Genomic DNA, 18,692 nt, shown 5'->3' with positions numbered 1-18,692 from the left:
TTCCCATTGATCATCTCTTAAGGCATAGCGTTTAGTCATAAAAGTATAATGGGGACAAGGTGGTTTTCCTCAAGGTAATTGATGACACGCCCTAGTTGATAGATTTAGATTAATAGCTTAATTTTTTCAATAAGCTGAATAAATTTTCTTTTTATTGCGTTGTTTTAAGTGGTATTCATCTGCTTTGGATAAACGAATAGTTTTCATATTCTTACGATGATATGTAATTAAACCAAATGTCTTGATTCCTCGAATTTGATTTTTAATTCTTGACTGATATATCCACGAACAGCATAGAGTTTTGTTTTTAAGCCTTCTACCAAATGCTCAATCATTTTAATGTCTGCTGTATGTTCATTAGATAAAGCTGTACTGACAATTTTGCCTGACTGACTCATGATTAAATGCAGCTTACAGCCAAAGAACCAGTCCATTGAGCTTTTACCGTGTGTTGCAATGGTAGATATTTATACCGTTGAATACGCTGATTTTTGCATACAGGCAGCGTAGTCGATTGATCCATAAATAAAATTGCTCTGATAATCTTTCATCAAGGCAAAATGTAAAGCATACAGTGCCAATCGATGTGCTCTAATGAGATAAACTATCCGTTGTTAACAAGGTAAATATCTAAAGAGTTGACCGTGATTTTGCTTTAATGAAATAACACTAAATATAAAAAAAATGGAAGAATAATTTACTAAGTTATTGTTTTTAAGTTGATCCTTGTTTTATATGGGGGTGATAATAACTTCTGATTACTAGTTTTTACCTTAAATATACCGATTGAAAGATTCATTTAAAGGCTATGAATACATGAGTTTTACAGTTTGGCTAGGTCAGCATGAGTACTTTTCACAAGATTTAAGATCGACCATGAACGTGATTAAGTTATAGGGGATTGATGAAATAGTTTTTATGAATTTCTGGCTTTCTGGGCTGATTTTATCAAATTCATGTCTATGCAAAATTGCGACATATTTCTCGTGCTGGTAGTTATCCAGAGTTTGGTCTGCATCTATCCATAGTGCAGACCTTTTTTTGGTGACAGTTTTTTCTTAGTGATTTTCGATCTGGATGTAGTGATTTCACGTTTGCAGAATATATCTTAGCGGTGATCCATCTAATATTCGTGATTATAAAGAGAGCTAATTCACAGGTTCTACAGATTATGTAGCGACTAACTATATCAAAGTCTATTTGCAGTTGATGGTTGGCGCTTAGTTTATATTTACGCTTAGGTTTCAGTTAAAAAATCAATATTCTGTTGAATCCGTGATTGAATCATCTGTAGGGTAGATTCTCGAATTTGATGGGGATACAGGCGCTGCGCAATTTGACTAAATTGAAGTGCAATTTCACGCATGGTCAAGATGATCTCATCGACTTCTAGAGTAGTCAGATTAGCTTCTGAAGTACCGAGTTTATGTATGTCATTTCGGGAAATATTGAGCGCTTCTCCCATAATGTCCATTTGATGATAACCACCTGGACCCTCGCAGAAGGTCACATCATAGGCTGGAGCCAATTTCCATTGACCATTTTTCTCCATGAGAAATGAAAAGTTCTTAGTATGGTCATCCCGATTATTGAAAAGCACATTAAACACAGCACGTTTAAAAGCATGCAATCTTTCTCGTACATCTTGCGTACACATCAAGGTTGCCCGGAGAAAATTGCGATAGTCTAGGCTACCTGGAACTTTATAGTCTGCTCCTGTATATGCAGCCAAACTCTGCATTGGAATCCGCATACCATTTTGACGATCGAATCGTTTAGAAGCAAAAGCCGTTAAACCATTGGGCAAATTAAAGAAATGGGTATCTGGAGTCTCAATTGCACAAAGTCGCAAACATTCTGCATAGACGGCTTCAATGGCGCAGACTTCAGGATGCTCTTGCTGAGCAGGAAACTTAATCAGCCAGGCTTCATGTTGATCAGAATCTTGAGTCGAAAACTCTAAATTGACAGGATCTCGGTAAACCAACGCTTTTGGTCTGGCACCTTGAGGGGAGCCACCCATGACCAATAAATGCTGTAGAAATTCACCACCTTCACCTTTGAGTACTTCTTGAACTTCCTGGGCCAGTTGTTGTAAAGGGATATTTTCTGAGGTTTGCATGTCAGCAACACAAGGTTCAAAGGAGAGGGCACCCATTGCGTGACTACTAATATAGGTCAGACGCTCCAAAGGTCCAATTCGTGCTGAATTTAAGCCAATTTTTTTGAAATATCGATCCATCAACATCATGCCCCAACCATCTGGTAAAGCGTCATAGACTGGACCTGGGAGTCCCATTTGATGAGTAGGAAAACCTTGTCTGAATGGTAGACCTTTTAAAGGCAGCAAGTAAGAAGAGAGCTCAACACCTTGCTGTATTGCTTCTGGACTATATTCAAAAGCAATGGTGGGTCTACCTGTCGTGGCTGTTGAACTAATCAGCGTTCCCCATAACCATGATTCGCCCCAACCGTTGTAATAAACATTAAGTCTATTGAGCATTATCCCTTCCTCTTAATACGGTGGCGCTTACTTTGACTCTCATAGCGAAGAATGTCATTCACACTGTTAAGCTGAGGTTTAAATAGTTCCTGAAGTTCGTTTAATCGACCCAAGACCATTGCAATACGGACTAAATTTTCAACAGATACATTTCGTCCCGCTTCAAGATTCGAAACTGTATTCACGCCGACACCAGCGCGTGCTGCTACCTCAGCTTGAGACATCTCCAGAAAGAGTCGTTGCTTACGTAAACGCTCACCTAAAAGAGTCACAACTTCTTCTGGTTTAGTGAAATATAAATCCATTAAATTGGGTCTTAAGAATGAATAATTTAATTAAATCACAAAATAATGGAATTAATCTATAGCTATAGTGTGGCTAAGGAGGGCTTTGTTGCACAGCACATCAGAAGGGTAGGTATAGTCCTTGGGTATCGGTTACAGAAAATCATCAGGATGTACTTTGACTGATTGTTGATACGGAGATTTCAGTATTTTCATTTTTCCTAATAGGTCACATTACTTAGAAAGGGTTCTTCGAAAATTAGTTCATACTTTAAAAATCCTATAAATATTGAGGATATTTTCTTAATGCTTTCAATATAGCATGCGGCTATATGTAACTCGAACGGGCTTAATCTGCCTTTCAGTATAAATTTTTTGGGCGTGAGAGGGGAGAGGTGTGAGGGCAAGCAATTTATATCGTGGATACTTCTAAATTACTTATGTAATAGAAGGTGGTAAACATGGATTTAGAGGTAATAACACTAAATATAAAAAAATTGGAAGAATAATTTATTAAATTATTGTTTTTATGTGGTTATTGGTGATGTTATGAATAATAATAACTTTTTTCTTGATGAATTTTACCTAAAAAAATTGATCAGATAATTTTCTTTAAATGTCATGCATACATAAATTTGACAGTTTGAAGGGATCGGTATGTGCATTTTTCACAAGGTTAAAGATCGACCATAAATGTGATAAACGGCAGAGGATCATTGAAAAATGAATGGATTTAAACACTACATGTATGCACGAAAAAAAGTATCGCTGCGGTTCTGCTGACAGGCTGTATTGAGCATTGAATGCAAATGATGTAGTAATTGTCTACAGGCTATAGGACCAGCATGAAGAAGAATGAAATGTAGTTGCCAATTTATAACCTTGGTTGAAAAGCATAGCATTGTTATTCGGAGAAGTGAGGTAAGCCATCCTTCTCTTATTCATTTAAAATGATTCTTACTCAACTGATCTCGACTCATGGGCTGGTTCCAATTAGACGGATAATAACTTCCATCCCCTATCTTTTTCTTACCACATTTCTTGCATTTAATCCCTTCTTTGGAGATTTGATTCAGCATCACTGTTGTCGGTTGAATCAAATCAATGACATAGTTCGTTGGTTCAGGAAAAGCAGAAGAGGCTGCTTTATTGCAAAAGAGAACATTCGGATCAAATGGATTGGATTGCACAAAAGCCATGATACAGCCACAGAGTAATTCACCTGCATGTAATCTGTAACATCCATTCAGGTCATCAGACGAAGATTAATCTGAAATTTAAGCACTAAACGCCATAAATCTATGTATGGGCAGACTTTTTTGAGACATATGTTGATAAACATGCGGCAAGTTACATTGCTTAAAAGTCTATCTAAGTTAACGATCTATTCAATTCTGGATAAGTAATCTGAATATTACGATCCTAAATTACCCGAAGAGTATTAAGATTTCTAAGAATCGTGATTGTTGGTTTATTTGGGAAATTAATCAGTGGATTGAAGCAAAGATGATGGCTCATTAAGGATTGTGGGCTTCGACTACTTAAATTTTAGGTATTTTGAATAAAGCATATTTCAAAAATCTTAATTAATGGATTTAAATTACCATAAAAACCTTCAATATTGGCTTGAATCCATTGTTGTTGAGAGTCAATGCGAGACCAATCAATACCATAACCACAATGAGCAATCAGATGCTCAAAGAAAATCCGTTGTGTACGTCCATTACCTTCACGGAATGGGTGTATGACATTAAGCTCACAATACAAGTCGGCAAGTTGAGGAATCAGTTGTTGTGGTGCTAAGCCTTGAAAGTATTTTTTTTCTTGAAGCGGTTTGAGTAGTTTATTGGTTTCAATTTCAATACGGGAAAAATTACAAAAACGGGTGTCACCTTTGGAAATATCGATTTGTCTTAACTTTCCTGCCCAGTCGTATAAGTCGCCAAAGAGCTGCGCATGAATTGATTTTAAGTATTGTAAGTCGTAAGGTGGTTCAGCATATTCAATTAAGTTACTTGCCAATCCAGACAGTTCTAGTTCAGCTTGTTCTAAAATTTGTTCATCATGAATATTGAGTTTGTTCTTTAGGATATTTGTGCCAGGGTAACAATACAGGCTGTCACCCATTTCCCCATATTTATCCATACATGCACCTGACTAAGTTTCGGGTTGCGAATACTTCTTATATTTTTGCAAGATTTCAGCTTTACTTTGTTGAGTTGTTTGAGCTGTCGTTGTAATGCCTTCAAGCTTTAGGCTGGCTTGATAGTTTTGCGCACGTGTCGCTTGAATATATTTTTTTTTCTGTTCAGTGGTTCTGAGCATTTCGAAACTCCATTGATGCTACACGTGAAGTAAGTATAGCAGAGAATCTTTTTGATCAATGCTGCATACACAGCATTTCAAAATGTAATACAACGGTATTGTTTCATGTAATAACAGAAAACTAAAAAAAAGTGGAAGAATTTTTAAAATTTAGACCACCCATGATAAGTAAACCATATGTATTTGTTGATAATTGTAATTTTGAGAAAATTTAGTTGATAAATTAAATGAATTTTAATATACAAAGATATGCTCATTTTTTATATCGATAAAAATGTTAAAATTTGACTATTTAGTAAAAAATATAGAGATATTTATGGGGCAATTTATCATGCCCTTTTGCTTTGAGCGACAAAATGTTCAATTTAAGATAGTAAAAATTAACTCAGAACTACTGAAAATCAAAAAGATTAAACAGAGCCAGAAAGTAGTAGTACAAGCAAAGTTCAAAATAATCTATGTGAAAATTTGGCAAAAAATATTGCTATTAATGCAAACGGAGCCATGCTTACGTGTACATTCTAATTATGTTGCAATCTTACAGTTGATACATAATCTTGATGATTTTATCGAAAAATCACAGCAACACTTGTGCTTTGAGAGAAAAGCTCAGAAAGAGCTGGATGCTAAATTTTTTGCTAGATTTTTTAAGCTGACAAAGAGTTCAATAAAAGATCAACTTTTACCAAATTGTTCAGATCGTAATGAATTTAACCAATGCAATTTGATAAAAAATTAAGCGAAAGCGAATATGCCAAAGATTGAAACAGAAGAGCAATTCTTAGATTTAGCAGAAAAATTCCAAAAAGATTATTGTTTATTACGCAATCATGTTGTGAATACACAATTTGTCGATCTATCAGATGATTTACGTGAAAAAGCCCATGCTCTATATAAGGAAGCACAACAGATATATGGCTATATATCTAGTTCTAGACAATTAGGTAAATATTATTATCTAGCTTCTTTAAGTTATTTTGCATGCCCGACTACTAGTAATACTCAAGAGCTGTCGTCTGAACGTTATTTGATTCTACAAGCGAGTTTTTTAACATATCGGCAGTATCAAGAATTTGCAAAAATTGATAAAGCTGAGAATAAGCAAAAACATGTTTGTGATCTCTTTCGCTATGTATCACGATATGTTCTGGATTCTAATCATGCTGAATTATTTCAAGAATGCAGTGAGCTACTAAATCGCTATGTCATGTACGAACGTAACTTGAAAAAGGAGGATCGTAATCAACTTTTTAATATTAAAGATTTCAAACAAGTACAAGCCATAGAGTATTTATCGGCTCTATTAATAATTTTTAAAAGACTTGATGATCGTCGTGTTGTTCATCGTCAGCGTAAGTCAAAAAAAAGTAAAGTTTTGCAATGGCCGACGAAAAATGAACTCAAAAAATTTCGTGAAATTAAAACGGGTAAGCAAGTAGATATTGGACATAACGCAAAGATCAGTATTTATGATGCCGCTCTTCACAAAGATGAAGAGGGTGAAGTTGATCTATTAGATCCTGAAATGGAGTTTTATTCAGAAGATGAAAAGTCTAAAAATTTAAATTATATACTCAGCGATAATGCGACGCATCTAATGCGGCATCGCCAGCGCCGTCATGCTCCTTTTGTTACAAATCCACATTATTTGGCGCCAGATATACTGAAGCAAATTGTTTATGTGTTGAGAACCGAGTTATCCGGGCACTGGAGGGATGCTGCAATCGCTGCAGCATGTTTATTGTCACTTTTGACGGGATTATCACCCGTCGCACTGATGGATTTTAACGAGCTTATTCAAGATGGAATTTTGATCCAGAATGGTTCAAGTAGACGTCGCGAATATTTACTCAAATTAAATCTTAAAATTACAGAGCAGAAGATTAAGAGCTTAAATCATGTGCGGTGGAATGAAGTGATGACACATCAACTACATTTACCTTCTGCTTGGTTTGACTATATAGAACAAGCATCGAATCCACTAATTTCATCAACACACATTAATACGAAACTTAAGAATTGGCTTGATAATCGGTTTGTAGGTTCGATCACTGTAGAAAAACTGCAGGCTCAATTATATTTTCATATATATTATGAAACATATAATGAATATCTTGCTCATGTAATTGCTGGGCGGGATAGTCAGCATCACATGCCTGGTATCTATTATGGCGGGCTACCGAAAACTCAACTCAGTAGCACATATCTAGCCTTTTTAGAAAAAGCACTTACACCACATTCCACACATTTTACTGAAGACACGGCTGAACTAAAAATATTGCAACAACAATTCAAAGTACAATCTGCATTATCTATAGGAAGGATAGGGAGCCAACTGGCACTTGAACCCAATTTTGTGAAAGAGCAATTCCATATTTTACATAGACATTGTCACGAAAACATCCAAGAAGATAAGCACATTATTAATCAACTTAATGCATATGCGTGTTGGATGTGGCATATCAGTTTGTTGAGTTTGGCAAGTCGGCCTAAAAAAAACCTGTTGGGGAATTTGGATGATTATTGTGTTGAGCTCAAGCTTTTATATGTGAATGATAAAAAAAATAGTAAAGCAAGAAAAGATGGTCGTTTTATCCCTTTATCTGATTTTTTCATAAAAACACTGCAAAATTACACTGCCTTTTTAGAACAAATTATTGAAGCGTACGGTTCATTTTTTAGACAAGTCTTTGCAAAGAAGAAGATAACTGTAAATGATCTTTTTGGTAAGGTCATTTTTAGTAAAGATATCTTGCCGATAACTGTCAAAGAATGGCAGAGCAGGAAAATTAAGTTAATCCCTTTATCGAGAAAATGGGTGAATTCATATATGCAAGGAGTCTTTCCAAAGAATATGTATTCGAATTGGTTACGTCATTTTGACATGAACTTTTTGATGCATGAGCAGCAAGAGGGTAAACCAGCATTAGCTTTTCACTTAATTCAGGCCCTGTATGGTCATGACCAACGTGACCGAGAGGCTTTTCATCCGCATTCTTCACTTATCCCGAATGTCTATGTACAGCAAGCCCGCCAGCAATTGCAAGATAATGTCAAATCTTTATCGATTAAACACTTAGAGCGAAAATAGTTGTATGCAAAAAATCAAAGAACTAATAAAACCACAACTAGATGATCTATTTGTTGATATTCATAAAATGGTGAAAAAGTCGCTAGATAGACAGCCTTCTCCACCTGAAGTATTGACGAAAGAAATGCAGCAAAAACTTGATCAGCAGATCGCTGAAAAATGGCATGACATTAAAGATAGTGTTGATTGTTTGAGTCAAAAGTTGAGCCGAGACGAACAATCAAAACTGATGCAATTTACTGAAGATGAATTTAATAAAAGAAGGAAGCAATTCAACCAGAATGTAGATAAAAAATCATACAGAATTAAGCTAAATCCACATACTAAACGGATCGTACTGCCTAGAAAAATTGAGAGTACAGAGTCACGGTTAGAACAGGGGCATCTACATATCCATGTACTTAAGGAATTAAGGCAGTATTGGCAAGATTCATTTGAATATTGGAATGAACCAAAGTACTTATGGGGAAATTTATGCTTAAGTTTTATATATATTTCAGGCTGTGCAGATGAACAGCATTTGATTGCTATTCAGAAGCAATTGCAGGAGGCCATTGAGCTTGGTACAGATCTGAATTGTTTTCGGTTATACCATTCGGACTACAAAAAAATCACTAATCCATTGTTACTACATTATCGTGTTGAAAATTCTCAATACGGTAATGATGTTGAACAGAGAAAGTTGTACCAATGGAAACATGTTTTTTTTAACCCATATGCGCAGTTCATTTTGCAATATTTAAAAAAGTTGAAAGCTACTCAGAAAGAATTTTGTCTGCAACATTCAGTTGAAGATTGTATTTTAGAAAGCTTGAGTAAGATAGGCAGGAAAAAAAGTCTTGGGGATCTGCAATATCAAATTAAACGCCGTGGATTTCGTGCATTTAATGATGTGCAAATGGTACTCGAATTTAATCCAAACCTCAGCATAGATATATTTTTGAGTAATGTGCTTCAGCAAGAGATTAATACTGTTGCTTTAAGGCCATCCGAATTTAGATTGCTGTGGAATAATGATTACAATCAAGTCACAGAACCAGATAATCGCCCTATTCATTTTGAACAAGAGCAGTTACTTCCTGAAGTTCCGACTGTTCAAAGCAAATTACAAACGATTCCGTATGAGTTGATGTTGTTTGGTCAAAAGAAACGTAAAGGTCAAAAAGTTGAGCGTTTAGATAAAAAGAGGAATAAAGAAGAACGCACGCTACGTTTTTGGCAAGAAACTAGAAGGGTGTTAGAGGAGAAGATAGTTGATGCTAATACGGAGGAAAAGTCTTTAATTGATGCTCAACTACGCTTAATTCACTGGTTAATGCATTTAAAAAAACGAGGGCTTCAATTATCAACTATTGAAAGCTACTTAGGATCGTTTGGCAAAGAATTTATATTTGAGATTTGGCTCAATAAATTAGATTTAAAGCAACAATCCATAGATGACTATGAGGATTTATATCGGCAGCTATTGAAATACAGCAGTGAACGTGATGAAAAAGCAGTTCAACGAGATTCGGTGAAAGGAAAAACCTCTCGTAAGATGCACCAAAGCGCAGAATACCGTTTTGGTCGCCTAAAAGATTTTCATCAATTCTGTATAGAGAATTATGATGCTCCAGGGGTATTGGTGTTACAGAATTCAAGTTTTAAGCATTTACAAATTTGCAATGCACGGCTAGTGAGTCCTTTGCTATTTGGCAAATTATTGGAAAAACTAGAAAATTTAAGTCAAGAGCCAACGGCATCAGAGTGGGTCGATCATCTGAGTTGTTTAAAGCTGATGTATTTACTAAGTTATAGAACTGGACTTCGATTAAATGAAGTTCGTTGTCTTAAAATACAAGATATTATTTGCCCAGAGCTACTTTATAAAGAAAAAGAAAATACAGTTTTTAATAATATCACGCTTCATATCCAAGACAATTCATATCGCCGTCTGAAAACGCGAAGTGCGAATCGTCAAATACCATTGAAAATTGCATTGTCAGAACATGAGTTTTTAGTAGTACAACGTTACATACAACATCGTTATGAGCAATATTTGGTTAATCAGCAGGATGATCTACTTTTTAGTGTGAATCATCGTGTATTAACTGATCAATGTATCAGCAAAATTACAGTAGATTTGTTTAGTCAAATATTAGGTATGCATCATGGCTTTAGTTTTCATACATTACGCCACAGTGCTGCTAACTATCTAGCAATAACTTTGCTCGGTTCAAAAGAAATGATCAAGACCTACACAGATTGTCCTTGGGTAAAAGCAAAAAAGATGAGGGATTTATTGTTTGGTATGAAAGCACGTGCTCAAGAAGAGATTATTCAACATAAATGGCAGGTGCTCGCCTCTTGGATGGGGCATAGCAGTATTGAGCAAACGGCTTCAAATTACCTTCATGTTTTGGATTTATTAGCAGTCGATCGAATTTATAATTCGCCGTGTATCATTTCAAAAAAAGTATTAGAACAGTGTTTTAGTCCAGTGAAGTCAAGTACAGACTACATAAACCTAAATCGTTATACTCAGCAGCAGAAATGGTTTAATTCTTATCAGCAAACACAGCCAGTTACGATGGCTGGCCGACAAGAAAAGAAGTTTAGTATAGAGAAGAGTACTCTGACACCTTTTCAACGTTTGATAAGTTTTAGAGAAGGTCGTTTAAGCGAAGATACCCAAGCTCAAGAATGGATGCAACGATGTCAATGGATGAGCACTAAATGGATGGATCGCCAAAAATTTAATTTAAAAACGAATTATGTTTATAGTAAGAATTTAGAAGAGAGTTGGTTTGATGAACTTTACGAAAAGGCTAAAAAACTGACTCGTCCAGATGAAATAATTCCTCTCCTTGATTTTCATTATAAAGATGATAGGCAGCAAGATGCACTGAAAGAAAAGAACATGGTTAAGGCGCTTAAAATATTATTATTATTTGGAAAACTGCGTAAGAATTTTCTACATTTTCAATGCCGAATGAAAGGTGATGAGCAACAAATTGTTAATTTTATTACTGGTATAGAGCCAATGTTAGGAGATCATCTGTATTTAGAAAAACAAAACTACCCAGTTAATTTGGATGCTCCTGAGCGAACCGTTAAATTTAGTTTTCAAAGAGTTGTCGGCTCTAACAAAAAAAATGTTACTCCGCTGGTTATATTTAATTTAATGTTAAAAATGATGCAAAAAGATGAACTCTGGATCAAATAGCCTAAGCATGTTAAAGGGGAATTGTTTAGAAATTTCCCTGTTTATAAGTAAACTGCCTTTATGAAAAGCACCATGCTGACTTGGATTAATAAGCGGAATGTAGTATCACAGTTTGATCGCTGGATTTACGAAAATGGTGTGAAGATTAGCGGTATGGTAAATCGATGAGCTAAAGTGTTGTAGTCCAAACTCGATCTGACAATTACCCATTTTTTAGTGTGCCCGTCAGGTTAAATTTGAACTGAATTTTTCTCAGCCCAAATTCATTTCCAATCAAGTTATGTTTCAAGTGGCGTGCGAACACTGCACAATTTAATTCACGGTGCCTAAGACAGGTATCAACTTCGGACCAGCCATTCTAGCTTTGCTAATGATTTCCACCAGCTCATCATAAGTCAGTTCAAACTTATCCTCACTATCAAATACATAGACCATATTCTTGCCTTCATGTTCAGGTGGAGTAGGTGGTACAAATCGTTTCGGGATAAGAATTTGTGCGAGTTGTTCGTCAGTTAATTTAAATAAGTGCATGTTTTTATCCTACTCTTGGTAAGTCAGACCATTTGGTTAAATACGAAGGTGATCTAAGGTTTTGATTCATGTGCCATGTGGCTTCTTTATTGTTGGCAATGCCTAGCGTGACGAGATTCTTCCCAAACCGTTCACTGATGGCTTCGATGGCATCTGAAAGCCTTTCTCGCTCTTGCTTATGTGAATAGTCCGTGAATAGATCGGGCACAAACTTGGATTGATCTGTAATTTCGAGCAGCACGATTCCCGCCTTTTTATACTTAAAGCCTTTCTTAAATATCTGATCGATGCCTTTCATCGCGGCCTTGGTGATGAGCAGTAGATCATCCGTATGCTCATGCATTTGAACGACGATGTAAGGCGAGTAGCGCTCTGTATTATCAAAGCGACTGGTTTGGATATACACGCCGATCATCTTGCAGATTGAGCCATCTTCCCGCATTCGTTTCACGGCTCTGGCCACATAAAGCCGAACCGAAGCTTTAATGTCATCCATTTCATACACTGGGTTGCCATATGAACGGCTGCTGATGATTTGCTTCTTCGCTACAGTATCATCACTAAGGTCAATACAAGAAAGGCCCTGTAGCTCAAGCACCGTCTTTTCCATCACGATACTAAACTGCTTTTTGATTTCTTTAGGATTGGCATTGATCAGATCCAGCACAGATTGAACACCCATAGTATTGAGCTTCTTACAGTTCTGTCTGCCTACGCCCCAAACCTCAGACACATCAACCTGCGCGAGTAGCGTTTCTGTAGAGCATGGGTCCATATGGGCCAGATTACAGACCCCATTGAAGAACTTGTTTTTCTTGGCGAGATGATTGGCAATCTTGGCTTCGGTTTTAGAGCGACCAATTCCAATACAGCAGGGTAGGCCTAACCAACGCCAAGCCTTAGCCCTCATGTCTTGAGCATATACAGTCAGGTCAAATAGATGCTCGTAAGCTGTGAGCTTCAGAAAGCATTCATCAATGGAATAGACCTTGTATCTCCTGGTGCAACATAGTCCCCAAGCAGCTCCATAAAGCGCTTGGACATTTCGCCATATAAGGAGAAATTACTGGATAGCACCTGAATGTTATGTTGTTTGATCAGCTCTTTAATTTGGAATACAGGAACACCCATCTTGATGCCTAAGTCTTTCGCTTCCTGGCTTCTGGCCACGGCACAGCCGTCATTGTTGCTGAGCACAATGGTTGGGCTATCATTCAAGGCAGGATTAAACACACGCTCACACGAGACGTAGCAATTATTCACGTCGACTAACGCGAATATTTCATTTTCACTTTGCATGGTTATTCTTCTTTTTATGAGCGGTGATAAATACGCTTTAAATTAAAAGTCACCACACCCCAGATTGATATGGTCTGACTATCATCAGGAATGATGTGATTGTAATTCGAATTTTCAGCCTTCAACCAAAGTTCTGGAAGCGGATAATCTTCATCTCCAAATATTTCTTTGATTTCAGACTTGGACATCTTATTGGTGATCATCAGCCGCTTAATGGTCGAGGCATTGTCATCAATCAGGGCAACCACGATATCGTAATGCTTGGCTTCAATACTGCGATCAATAATGATTGGATCATTAATCTCTAGGCCAGCATCGAGCATGGATTCACTGTCTACATAGGCAATAAAAGTAGAAATAGGGTTGTGAATCAGGAACTCATTCAGATCGAGTGCTTTGTCTTGCTCATCCTTGGTGCTGAAGGCCGGACCTGCAGGAATACGCTCTAAAGAGACGGGAATAGATACTTTGGATTTGGGTAGGACAGCAGTAAGCCCTAATTTTTCAACAAGCTCATTTTGAACAGCGATTTGTTCAAGCACGGTGTTGATGGTAGGACTTGGTTTACCCTCTGGACCCATGAGCTCTTGTAAAGATGACCATGCGTCGTCAGAGAAGTAAATAGGCAACTTCTTAGACATGAGATACTCCTACGCTACGAGGCGTGTTTGGAAGTAGAATTTGTTTAAATAGGATATTACTAACAGCGTTTAAAATTCAAATTTAAAAAGTTGTGGATAAACAAGGATGCGTCAGAATAAGACGTTTTGTTTCTGCTCATCGCGTGGAAATGTGACGAATTCATCGGGCATTTGAAAGAAATATTCATGCGCATGTTCATGATCGGCTGTTAGCCAGTCTTTTCTGTACTGTTCTGGAATAACGATGATGGATCGCTTCTCATCCTTCGGTGCATGGAATTGTTTCATAAAAGGGTGATGGTCCGAATTGATGGTCAACATTGAAAAGGAACGTACCTTATTGCCATTAATCACTGCATCATCATAGATCCCTGCAACAGTAAAAGGCTGATCATCTTTACGCTTGATGGTGTACCAGTGTGGCTTGTCATTGATGTATTTCGGCTCATAAAATTCTTGTACTGGGACTAGGCAGAACTTGCTGTACTTCCAAGCATGTCGAAAGCTAGGCTTATCTGCTACAGACTCAGTTCTGGCGTTATAAGTATGACTGCTGAACTTCAATTCTTTCGCCCAGCTCGGTAGTAATCCAAACTTTGCAATATCAAGCTCTAAGTGATCTGAGCCGTTCAGAATGATTGGAGCATGATAGGAAGGGAATACATGATCCTTAAGCTCAAGATCAAACTGGCTTGTATCGACACCTAAGAGTGTCAAATTTCTTTTATTTGGAAATAGGTAATTTGAGCACATAGCCTGATCACATAACTAAAGAATTTATCTGAAATTGTATACGATGCTTTATGGAACACATGGGATTTATGGTGTCAGTTCAAGTAGGCTATATGAAAAAAGTCATGATGGGGCAAGTTACATTTTCAGTTAAAGTATGACTTATGGGATGCAAAACTACGTTGGGCGTGAAGTCATAAAAAAATTAATCAGGATTTTGCATAAATAGTGCGCCGTAAGGCGCATTATTTTTAAGGAAGGTTTGTATTACTCGACAATATATAACTTATGTTTTTTCTTCGGGGGCTCAACTTTAACTAAAGCATCAAATGTTAATTGATTAAAATCTTCTTCAGAGATTCCAATTTCATCAAGCATTTTATTTTTATCAAAAGATGGTTGTGAGGCTAAAACAGAGATAATTTTGGGCAACATCAAACTCTCATCTCGATGAGTTTCTTCAGGTTCATTAATGTTGTAGCCCAACGAATTGATCTTTATAGAGTTACTACGATTAACCCAATCACTAACTAATCCCAGCTTGTGAGCTTTATAGTTAATAGCCTTCAGGGATGTTCGCCAAATCTTTTTATACTCAATCATATTTTCTAGTGAAAAATAGCGTGGAGCAGTAGAAAGAAATGCATCTGTTGGCATTAAAAATTCAGATGAAAATTGATCCGCTTCAGTTTCGAGAACACGATTATCTTTCTCGACACGAATTTTTTTGTTATGCGTATGCATAACGATATGACCAAGTTCGTGTGCACAATCGAAGCGGGCTCTTTCGGCAGACTTAAATGTATTTAGAAATATGAAAGGGCTACCACTTTCATCATCAAAAAAAGATAGTGCATCAATTTCTCGAATTTCAGTCGGTAATCTAAAGACACGGATTCCCTTTAGCTCACACAACGAAACAATGTTATTAATAGGTTGATTACCTAAAGCCCATAAACCTCTCAACTCTGACGCTAGGTGATCGGCATACTTAGATTCACCCAAAAACTCAGTAATATCTAAATCAGGACGGTGAAAAGTAGGTAACTTTACTTTCTGATTTAAGTACTTGTTAATATTTATTGCTAAAAGAGTATATGCCTCATTAGCTTTTCTATGCTGTGCTTTAATACGAGCAACCGATCTATAGAAGATTTGGTCTGTTTCATGTGGTTGTGTGTCATTACCTGCAAAGAATGACTTGGGTAAATTTAATACACGGCATATATCATCTTGATCATTTTCATTGATTTCTTTATCCACGTCTAAAAGTTGCTTTACCTTAGAGATAGAGCAACTCAATTTTTCTGCGAAATCGGTATTGCTAAGTCCTCGTAATTCTTTAGCAATACGTAAACGATCTTTATTAAACACATTAACCTCAGATTAAACTACAAGCTGAATATCAAAATCATCTGGTTTAATTTCATTAGATGGTTCCAATACTGGCTTAGGATCAGTTTTTACAGGAACTGTATTATCTATTTCAAATGCAATTCTGCAAGTATGGTCACTTGGTAAAATTGAAATTTTTTTCGCTTTTAAGTCCTGTACGAAGCTAGTTGGGTATGCAAATTCAAAAGGAATATTTGGGATATCAATGTCTTTATAGGCTGGATGTGATGCTGAAGGAAAGTATAAAATCCATGTTCTCAATTTTGTCTCATCATCATAAGCAGACTGATTCTCCTTAATATTATTTAATGTCATTAATCCTTTTTCACAGTGTGCTGATACAACTTGATCAGCTAACCCCAATGCAATATTCCCGCTCATAAAGATAATTTGTATTTTCTTTACTGTATTCTCAATTCTTGGCTGGCTGTCATTGTGGAATATCCAAGCAGGATCAGATTGTCGAAGCAGTAAAGCAATCTGTTCTCCAATTTTTCCCCATCGTGCAATAAAGCGTGCACGGTTATAGTGAGTATTTGTTCTATAGTCAGCATCACCGATCATAATTGCGTTTCTGACTAACTCGAGATCAGGTAATCCTAACTGTTTAGCTTTTTTGATAGCATTTTCACCTTTGAAAAAATCACATGGCGTGGGTTCAGAAGGTTGGATTGATTCTTCATCAAGGAGATTTAAATTCATCTTAAAAGTTATCCTAAAGTAGCGAATGTCTTTTTTATAACATCTTTTGATGTTTTAAAAAAGACATTTTTTATAAATGTGTGCTATCTTCACTTACAACTTGATAATAAGAATTTTGGAGAAGAGACGTTGAGTAACTTATTCATTAATCATAAAAATTGTCCTGAATGCGGTGGCCGTATCAAAGGCTATTATTACTACTGTGGGCAGTGTGGTAGTCAAAATGTTGTAAACTGGAAGCACACGGGGATATTTTTGTTGATTGCTGGAAAGATTTTTCTGGTTGCTATGCTTTTTTTGCTAAAAAATTTTGTTCAAATCCATTTTTTTCACAAGTTTCATTGTGCTAATTTTTTAAATAATTCATAGAGGTTGATAGTAAAATGAAAGTTAAAGATTTAATTAAATAATTAGAAGAGTTTGATCTGGAATTAGATGTTTTAATTGCTAATGAAGAGAACAAAATCATTGGCATAAAAACCCTAGCCCGATTCTTTGAAATAAGCTATGTTTCTTTTGTTCATCCAGAGACACAAAGAAATGATATGGAAAGAAATGTTGAATTTACCTTTTTAGGAATGTCGACTAAAGACTCTAGAGTTATTGTTTTTATTGACGTTGTTCCATAATTTTCAAGTAGTCAAAATGAGTATACAATATTCATGTGATGCAAGAAGATACAACTGGATAGGATGGGCCCATAAGTATTTGAAGCTGCCTCGTGTATGATCATGGGGACTGTCCAAACAAACGGCTTTTGAGAGTGCTGCCTGATACGAAAAATAATATCCAAGAGATGCTAGCGGTAAATTTAGTGTAAAATTTAATGCTAGCCATCATTAAAACTTATTTAAAAATATGAAGTTATATCGCACAGATTGGAATATGTTTCCTAAAACGGTTATTGACCGTGGTCTTGGAGATGCAACCTCTCATTACATGTATGAAGCTGCTAAAGCAGGGGATGTTGAAAGTGCGTATATTTTAGCTAAAGATTTAGTTTCGGATGAGGCGATTGCTGAACTAGAAAGAATTATCGATGGTCGGGAAACTATTATAGTACCTGTACATGCTGAGGAAGCAGTCGGTCGTAATATGATTCCTTTAGCTACTTCAGCAGTTATAGCAAAGAAACTTGGGCTTGAAGTTGATACGAATATAGTTCAAGCTATAAAAGTATCAAGAACTGGCGGTGATGGGTGGCATAGATTAGCCAACCCACCAGCATTTGATGGGACAATAAACAATGATAAATGTGTTATTATTGTTGATGATACCCAGACCCAAGGTGGTACTTTTGCAGCATTAAAAGGTCATATTGAAACAACTGGGACGAATAAAGTTATTGGAGCATATGCACTGACGGGTAAACAATACTCATCACAATTAGCTCTAAGTAAAGAAACTCTTCAGCAATTGAGGGATGTATATGGTAATCTTGAAGCATGGTGGAAATCGATTTACGGGTACGATTTCGAAAGGCTCACAGAGTGGGAAGCAAAGTATATCCTCAACTCTCGTAAAACAGCTGACGAAGTCCGAGATAGAATCATTGCGTCAAAACAAACGTGATGCTTATGCACTTATGATGAAAATGAATTAATTATTATTTAATTAAGTTAAAAGACTGCTATATAGCGGTCTTTTTTGTTTTTGAGCTCTACAAATTTTAATGAGTACATATAGTTACTTTTATAAAAATGATAATAAAGGGTAGAGGAGGTCATCTAAGAATTTAAAGCACAAGACTTATTTAACATTGATGACAGAAAAAGTGAGTTGTTGGGAACTTAAAGAAGAGGTGGTACTTATAATGGTTACTAAAATACAAATACTTAAAATATTAAATATATAAAACAATATATTACAAATATATATGATGCGTAGTGTACGCATCATATATAAAGCGTTCTATTTTGATATAATTGATCCAATCAACCACTTATTAGGTTTCATTTAAATTCCATGAGTCTTACTGAAATTA

General features: G+C 36.2%; 14 protein-coding genes and 2 pseudogenes. 4 read left to right on the top strand and 12 right to left on the bottom strand.

What is annotated here, in order from left to right:
• Positions 1 to 124: 124 nt before the first annotated feature.
• The 6 genes and pseudogenes from BLV99_RS18585 to BLV99_RS16660 form a co-directional block, all read right to left on the bottom strand.
• Positions 125 to 659: pseudogene (locus BLV99_RS18585) on the bottom strand (IS982 family transposase); the annotation flags it as partial.
• Positions 660 to 1,237: 578 nt separating this feature from the next.
• Complete coding sequence (locus BLV99_RS16685) at positions 1,238 to 2,503, bottom strand: type II toxin-antitoxin system HipA family toxin (RefSeq protein WP_000934717.1); 1,266 nt, start codon at positions 2,501 to 2,503, stop codon at positions 1,238 to 1,240.
• Positions 2,503 to 2,808 (bottom strand): helix-turn-helix domain-containing protein, encoded by a 306-nt coding sequence (locus BLV99_RS16680; protein WP_000366814.1) that lies wholly within the window; start codon positions 2,806 to 2,808, stop codon positions 2,503 to 2,505. The genes BLV99_RS16685 and BLV99_RS16680 overlap by 1 nt, the downstream gene beginning before the upstream one ends.
• 920 nt (positions 2,809 to 3,728) lie before the next feature.
• Positions 3,729 to 3,986: a hypothetical protein gene (locus BLV99_RS16675; protein ID WP_004726728.1), complete on the bottom strand. Its 258-nt coding sequence runs from the start codon at positions 3,984 to 3,986 to the stop codon at positions 3,729 to 3,731.
• A gap of 349 nt (positions 3,987 to 4,335) precedes the next feature.
• Entirely contained in the window at positions 4,336 to 4,932 is a 597-nt protein-coding gene (locus tag BLV99_RS16665; protein WP_004658347.1) for a putative adenosine monophosphate-protein transferase Fic, read from the bottom strand.
• Between the two features lie 12 nt (positions 4,933 to 4,944).
• On the bottom strand, positions 4,945 to 5,112 hold the full coding sequence (locus tag BLV99_RS16660; RefSeq protein WP_002125865.1) for a YhfG family protein: 168 nt from the start codon (positions 5,110 to 5,112) through the stop codon (positions 4,945 to 4,947).
• A 274-nt stretch (positions 5,113 to 5,386) separates the two neighbouring features.
• Here BLV99_RS16660 and BLV99_RS16655 point away from each other — a divergent pair, with 274 nt between their 5' ends.
• From BLV99_RS16655 to BLV99_RS16645, 3 genes are read left to right on the top strand one after another with little or no spacing between them, the layout of a single operon-like run.
• Positions 5,387 to 5,851 (top strand): hypothetical protein, encoded by a 465-nt coding sequence (locus tag BLV99_RS16655; RefSeq protein ID WP_000911011.1) that lies wholly within the window; start codon positions 5,387 to 5,389, stop codon positions 5,849 to 5,851.
• Positions 5,852 to 5,863: 12 nt separating this feature from the next.
• A complete protein-coding gene (locus BLV99_RS16650) occupies positions 5,864 to 8,203 on the top strand; it encodes a hypothetical protein (RefSeq protein ID WP_002058482.1) in 2,340 nt (779 codons plus the stop codon).
• Between the two features lie 4 nt (positions 8,204 to 8,207).
• Entirely contained in the window at positions 8,208 to 11,408 is a 3,201-nt protein-coding gene (locus tag BLV99_RS16645) for a site-specific integrase (RefSeq protein WP_074947311.1), read from the top strand.
• Positions 11,409 to 11,720: 312 nt separating this feature from the next.
• On the opposite strand, the gene BLV99_RS16635 is transcribed toward BLV99_RS16645, so the two are convergent.
• The 6 genes and pseudogenes from BLV99_RS16635 to BLV99_RS16610 all read right to left on the bottom strand — a co-directional run bounded on the left by BLV99_RS16635 (position 11,721) and on the right by BLV99_RS16610 (position 16,708).
• Positions 11,721 to 11,939, bottom strand: coding sequence for a hypothetical protein (locus BLV99_RS16635; RefSeq protein WP_000550047.1), 219 nt, complete (start codon positions 11,937 to 11,939; stop codon positions 11,721 to 11,723).
• Between the two features lie 4 nt (positions 11,940 to 11,943).
• Positions 11,944 to 13,238 (bottom strand): annotated as a pseudogene (locus BLV99_RS16630) (Y-family DNA polymerase).
• Between the two features lie 14 nt (positions 13,239 to 13,252).
• Entirely contained in the window at positions 13,253 to 13,879 is a 627-nt protein-coding gene (locus BLV99_RS16625) for a LexA family protein (RefSeq protein ID WP_000038641.1), read from the bottom strand.
• A 111-nt stretch (positions 13,880 to 13,990) separates the two neighbouring features.
• Positions 13,991 to 14,632 (bottom strand): SOS response-associated peptidase, encoded by a 642-nt coding sequence (locus BLV99_RS16620; RefSeq protein WP_005245165.1) that lies wholly within the window; start codon positions 14,630 to 14,632, stop codon positions 13,991 to 13,993.
• Positions 14,633 to 14,878: 246 nt separating this feature from the next.
• Complete coding sequence (locus tag BLV99_RS16615) at positions 14,879 to 15,985, bottom strand: ImmA/IrrE family metallo-endopeptidase (protein ID WP_002046586.1); 1,107 nt, start codon at positions 15,983 to 15,985, stop codon at positions 14,879 to 14,881.
• A 12-nt stretch (positions 15,986 to 15,997) separates the two neighbouring features.
• Entirely contained in the window at positions 15,998 to 16,708 is a 711-nt protein-coding gene (locus BLV99_RS16610) for a hypothetical protein (RefSeq protein WP_001052588.1), read from the bottom strand.
• Positions 16,709 to 17,566: 858 nt separating this feature from the next.
• Between BLV99_RS16610 and BLV99_RS16600 the strand changes: the two genes are divergently transcribed.
• Positions 17,567 to 18,280, top strand: coding sequence for a phosphoribosyltransferase (locus BLV99_RS16600; protein WP_001986287.1), 714 nt, complete (start codon positions 17,567 to 17,569; stop codon positions 18,278 to 18,280).
• The last annotated feature ends 412 nt before the right edge of the window (positions 18,281 to 18,692 follow it).

Source organism: Acinetobacter kyonggiensis (assembly GCF_900107285.1).
Taxonomy (GTDB): Bacteria; Pseudomonadota; Gammaproteobacteria; order Pseudomonadales; family Moraxellaceae; genus Acinetobacter; species Acinetobacter kyonggiensis.
Note: the sequence above shows the minus strand (reverse complement) of the source record. Positions and strands in the feature narration are given on the sequence as shown.

Bases quoted from the DNA above. Each gene is read 5' to 3' on its own strand.
- BLV99_RS16685 (WP_000934717.1), bottom strand. From the start codon at position 2,503: ATGCTCAATAGACTTAATGTTTATTACAACGGTTGGGGCGAATCATGG.
- BLV99_RS16680 (WP_000366814.1), bottom strand. From the start codon at position 2,808: ATGGATTTATATTTCACTAAACCAGAAGAAGTTGTGACTCTTTTAGGT.
- BLV99_RS16675 (WP_004726728.1), bottom strand. From the start codon at position 3,986: ATGGCTTTTGTGCAATCCAATCCATTTGATCCGAATGTTCTCTTTTGC.
- BLV99_RS16665 (WP_004658347.1), bottom strand. From the start codon at position 4,932: ATGGATAAATATGGGGAAATGGGTGACAGCCTGTATTGTTACCCTGGC.
- BLV99_RS16660 (WP_002125865.1), bottom strand. From the start codon at position 5,112: ATGCTCAGAACCACTGAACAGAAAAAAAAATATATTCAAGCGACACGT.
- BLV99_RS16655 (WP_000911011.1), top strand. From the start codon at position 5,387: ATGTTAAAATTTGACTATTTAGTAAAAAATATAGAGATATTTATGGGG.
- BLV99_RS16650 (WP_002058482.1), top strand. From the start codon at position 5,864: ATGCCAAAGATTGAAACAGAAGAGCAATTCTTAGATTTAGCAGAAAAA.
- BLV99_RS16645 (WP_074947311.1), top strand. From the start codon at position 8,208: ATGCAAAAAATCAAAGAACTAATAAAACCACAACTAGATGATCTATTT.
- BLV99_RS16635 (WP_000550047.1), bottom strand. From the start codon at position 11,939: ATGCACTTATTTAAATTAACTGACGAACAACTCGCACAAATTCTTATC.
- BLV99_RS16625 (WP_000038641.1), bottom strand. From the start codon at position 13,879: ATGTCTAAGAAGTTGCCTATTTACTTCTCTGACGACGCATGGTCATCT.
- BLV99_RS16620 (WP_005245165.1), bottom strand. From the start codon at position 14,632: ATGTGCTCAAATTACCTATTTCCAAATAAAAGAAATTTGACACTCTTA.
- BLV99_RS16610 (WP_001052588.1), bottom strand. From the start codon at position 16,708: ATGAATTTAAATCTCCTTGATGAAGAATCAATCCAACCTTCTGAACCC.
- BLV99_RS16600 (WP_001986287.1), top strand. From the start codon at position 17,567: ATGAAGTTATATCGCACAGATTGGAATATGTTTCCTAAAACGGTTATT.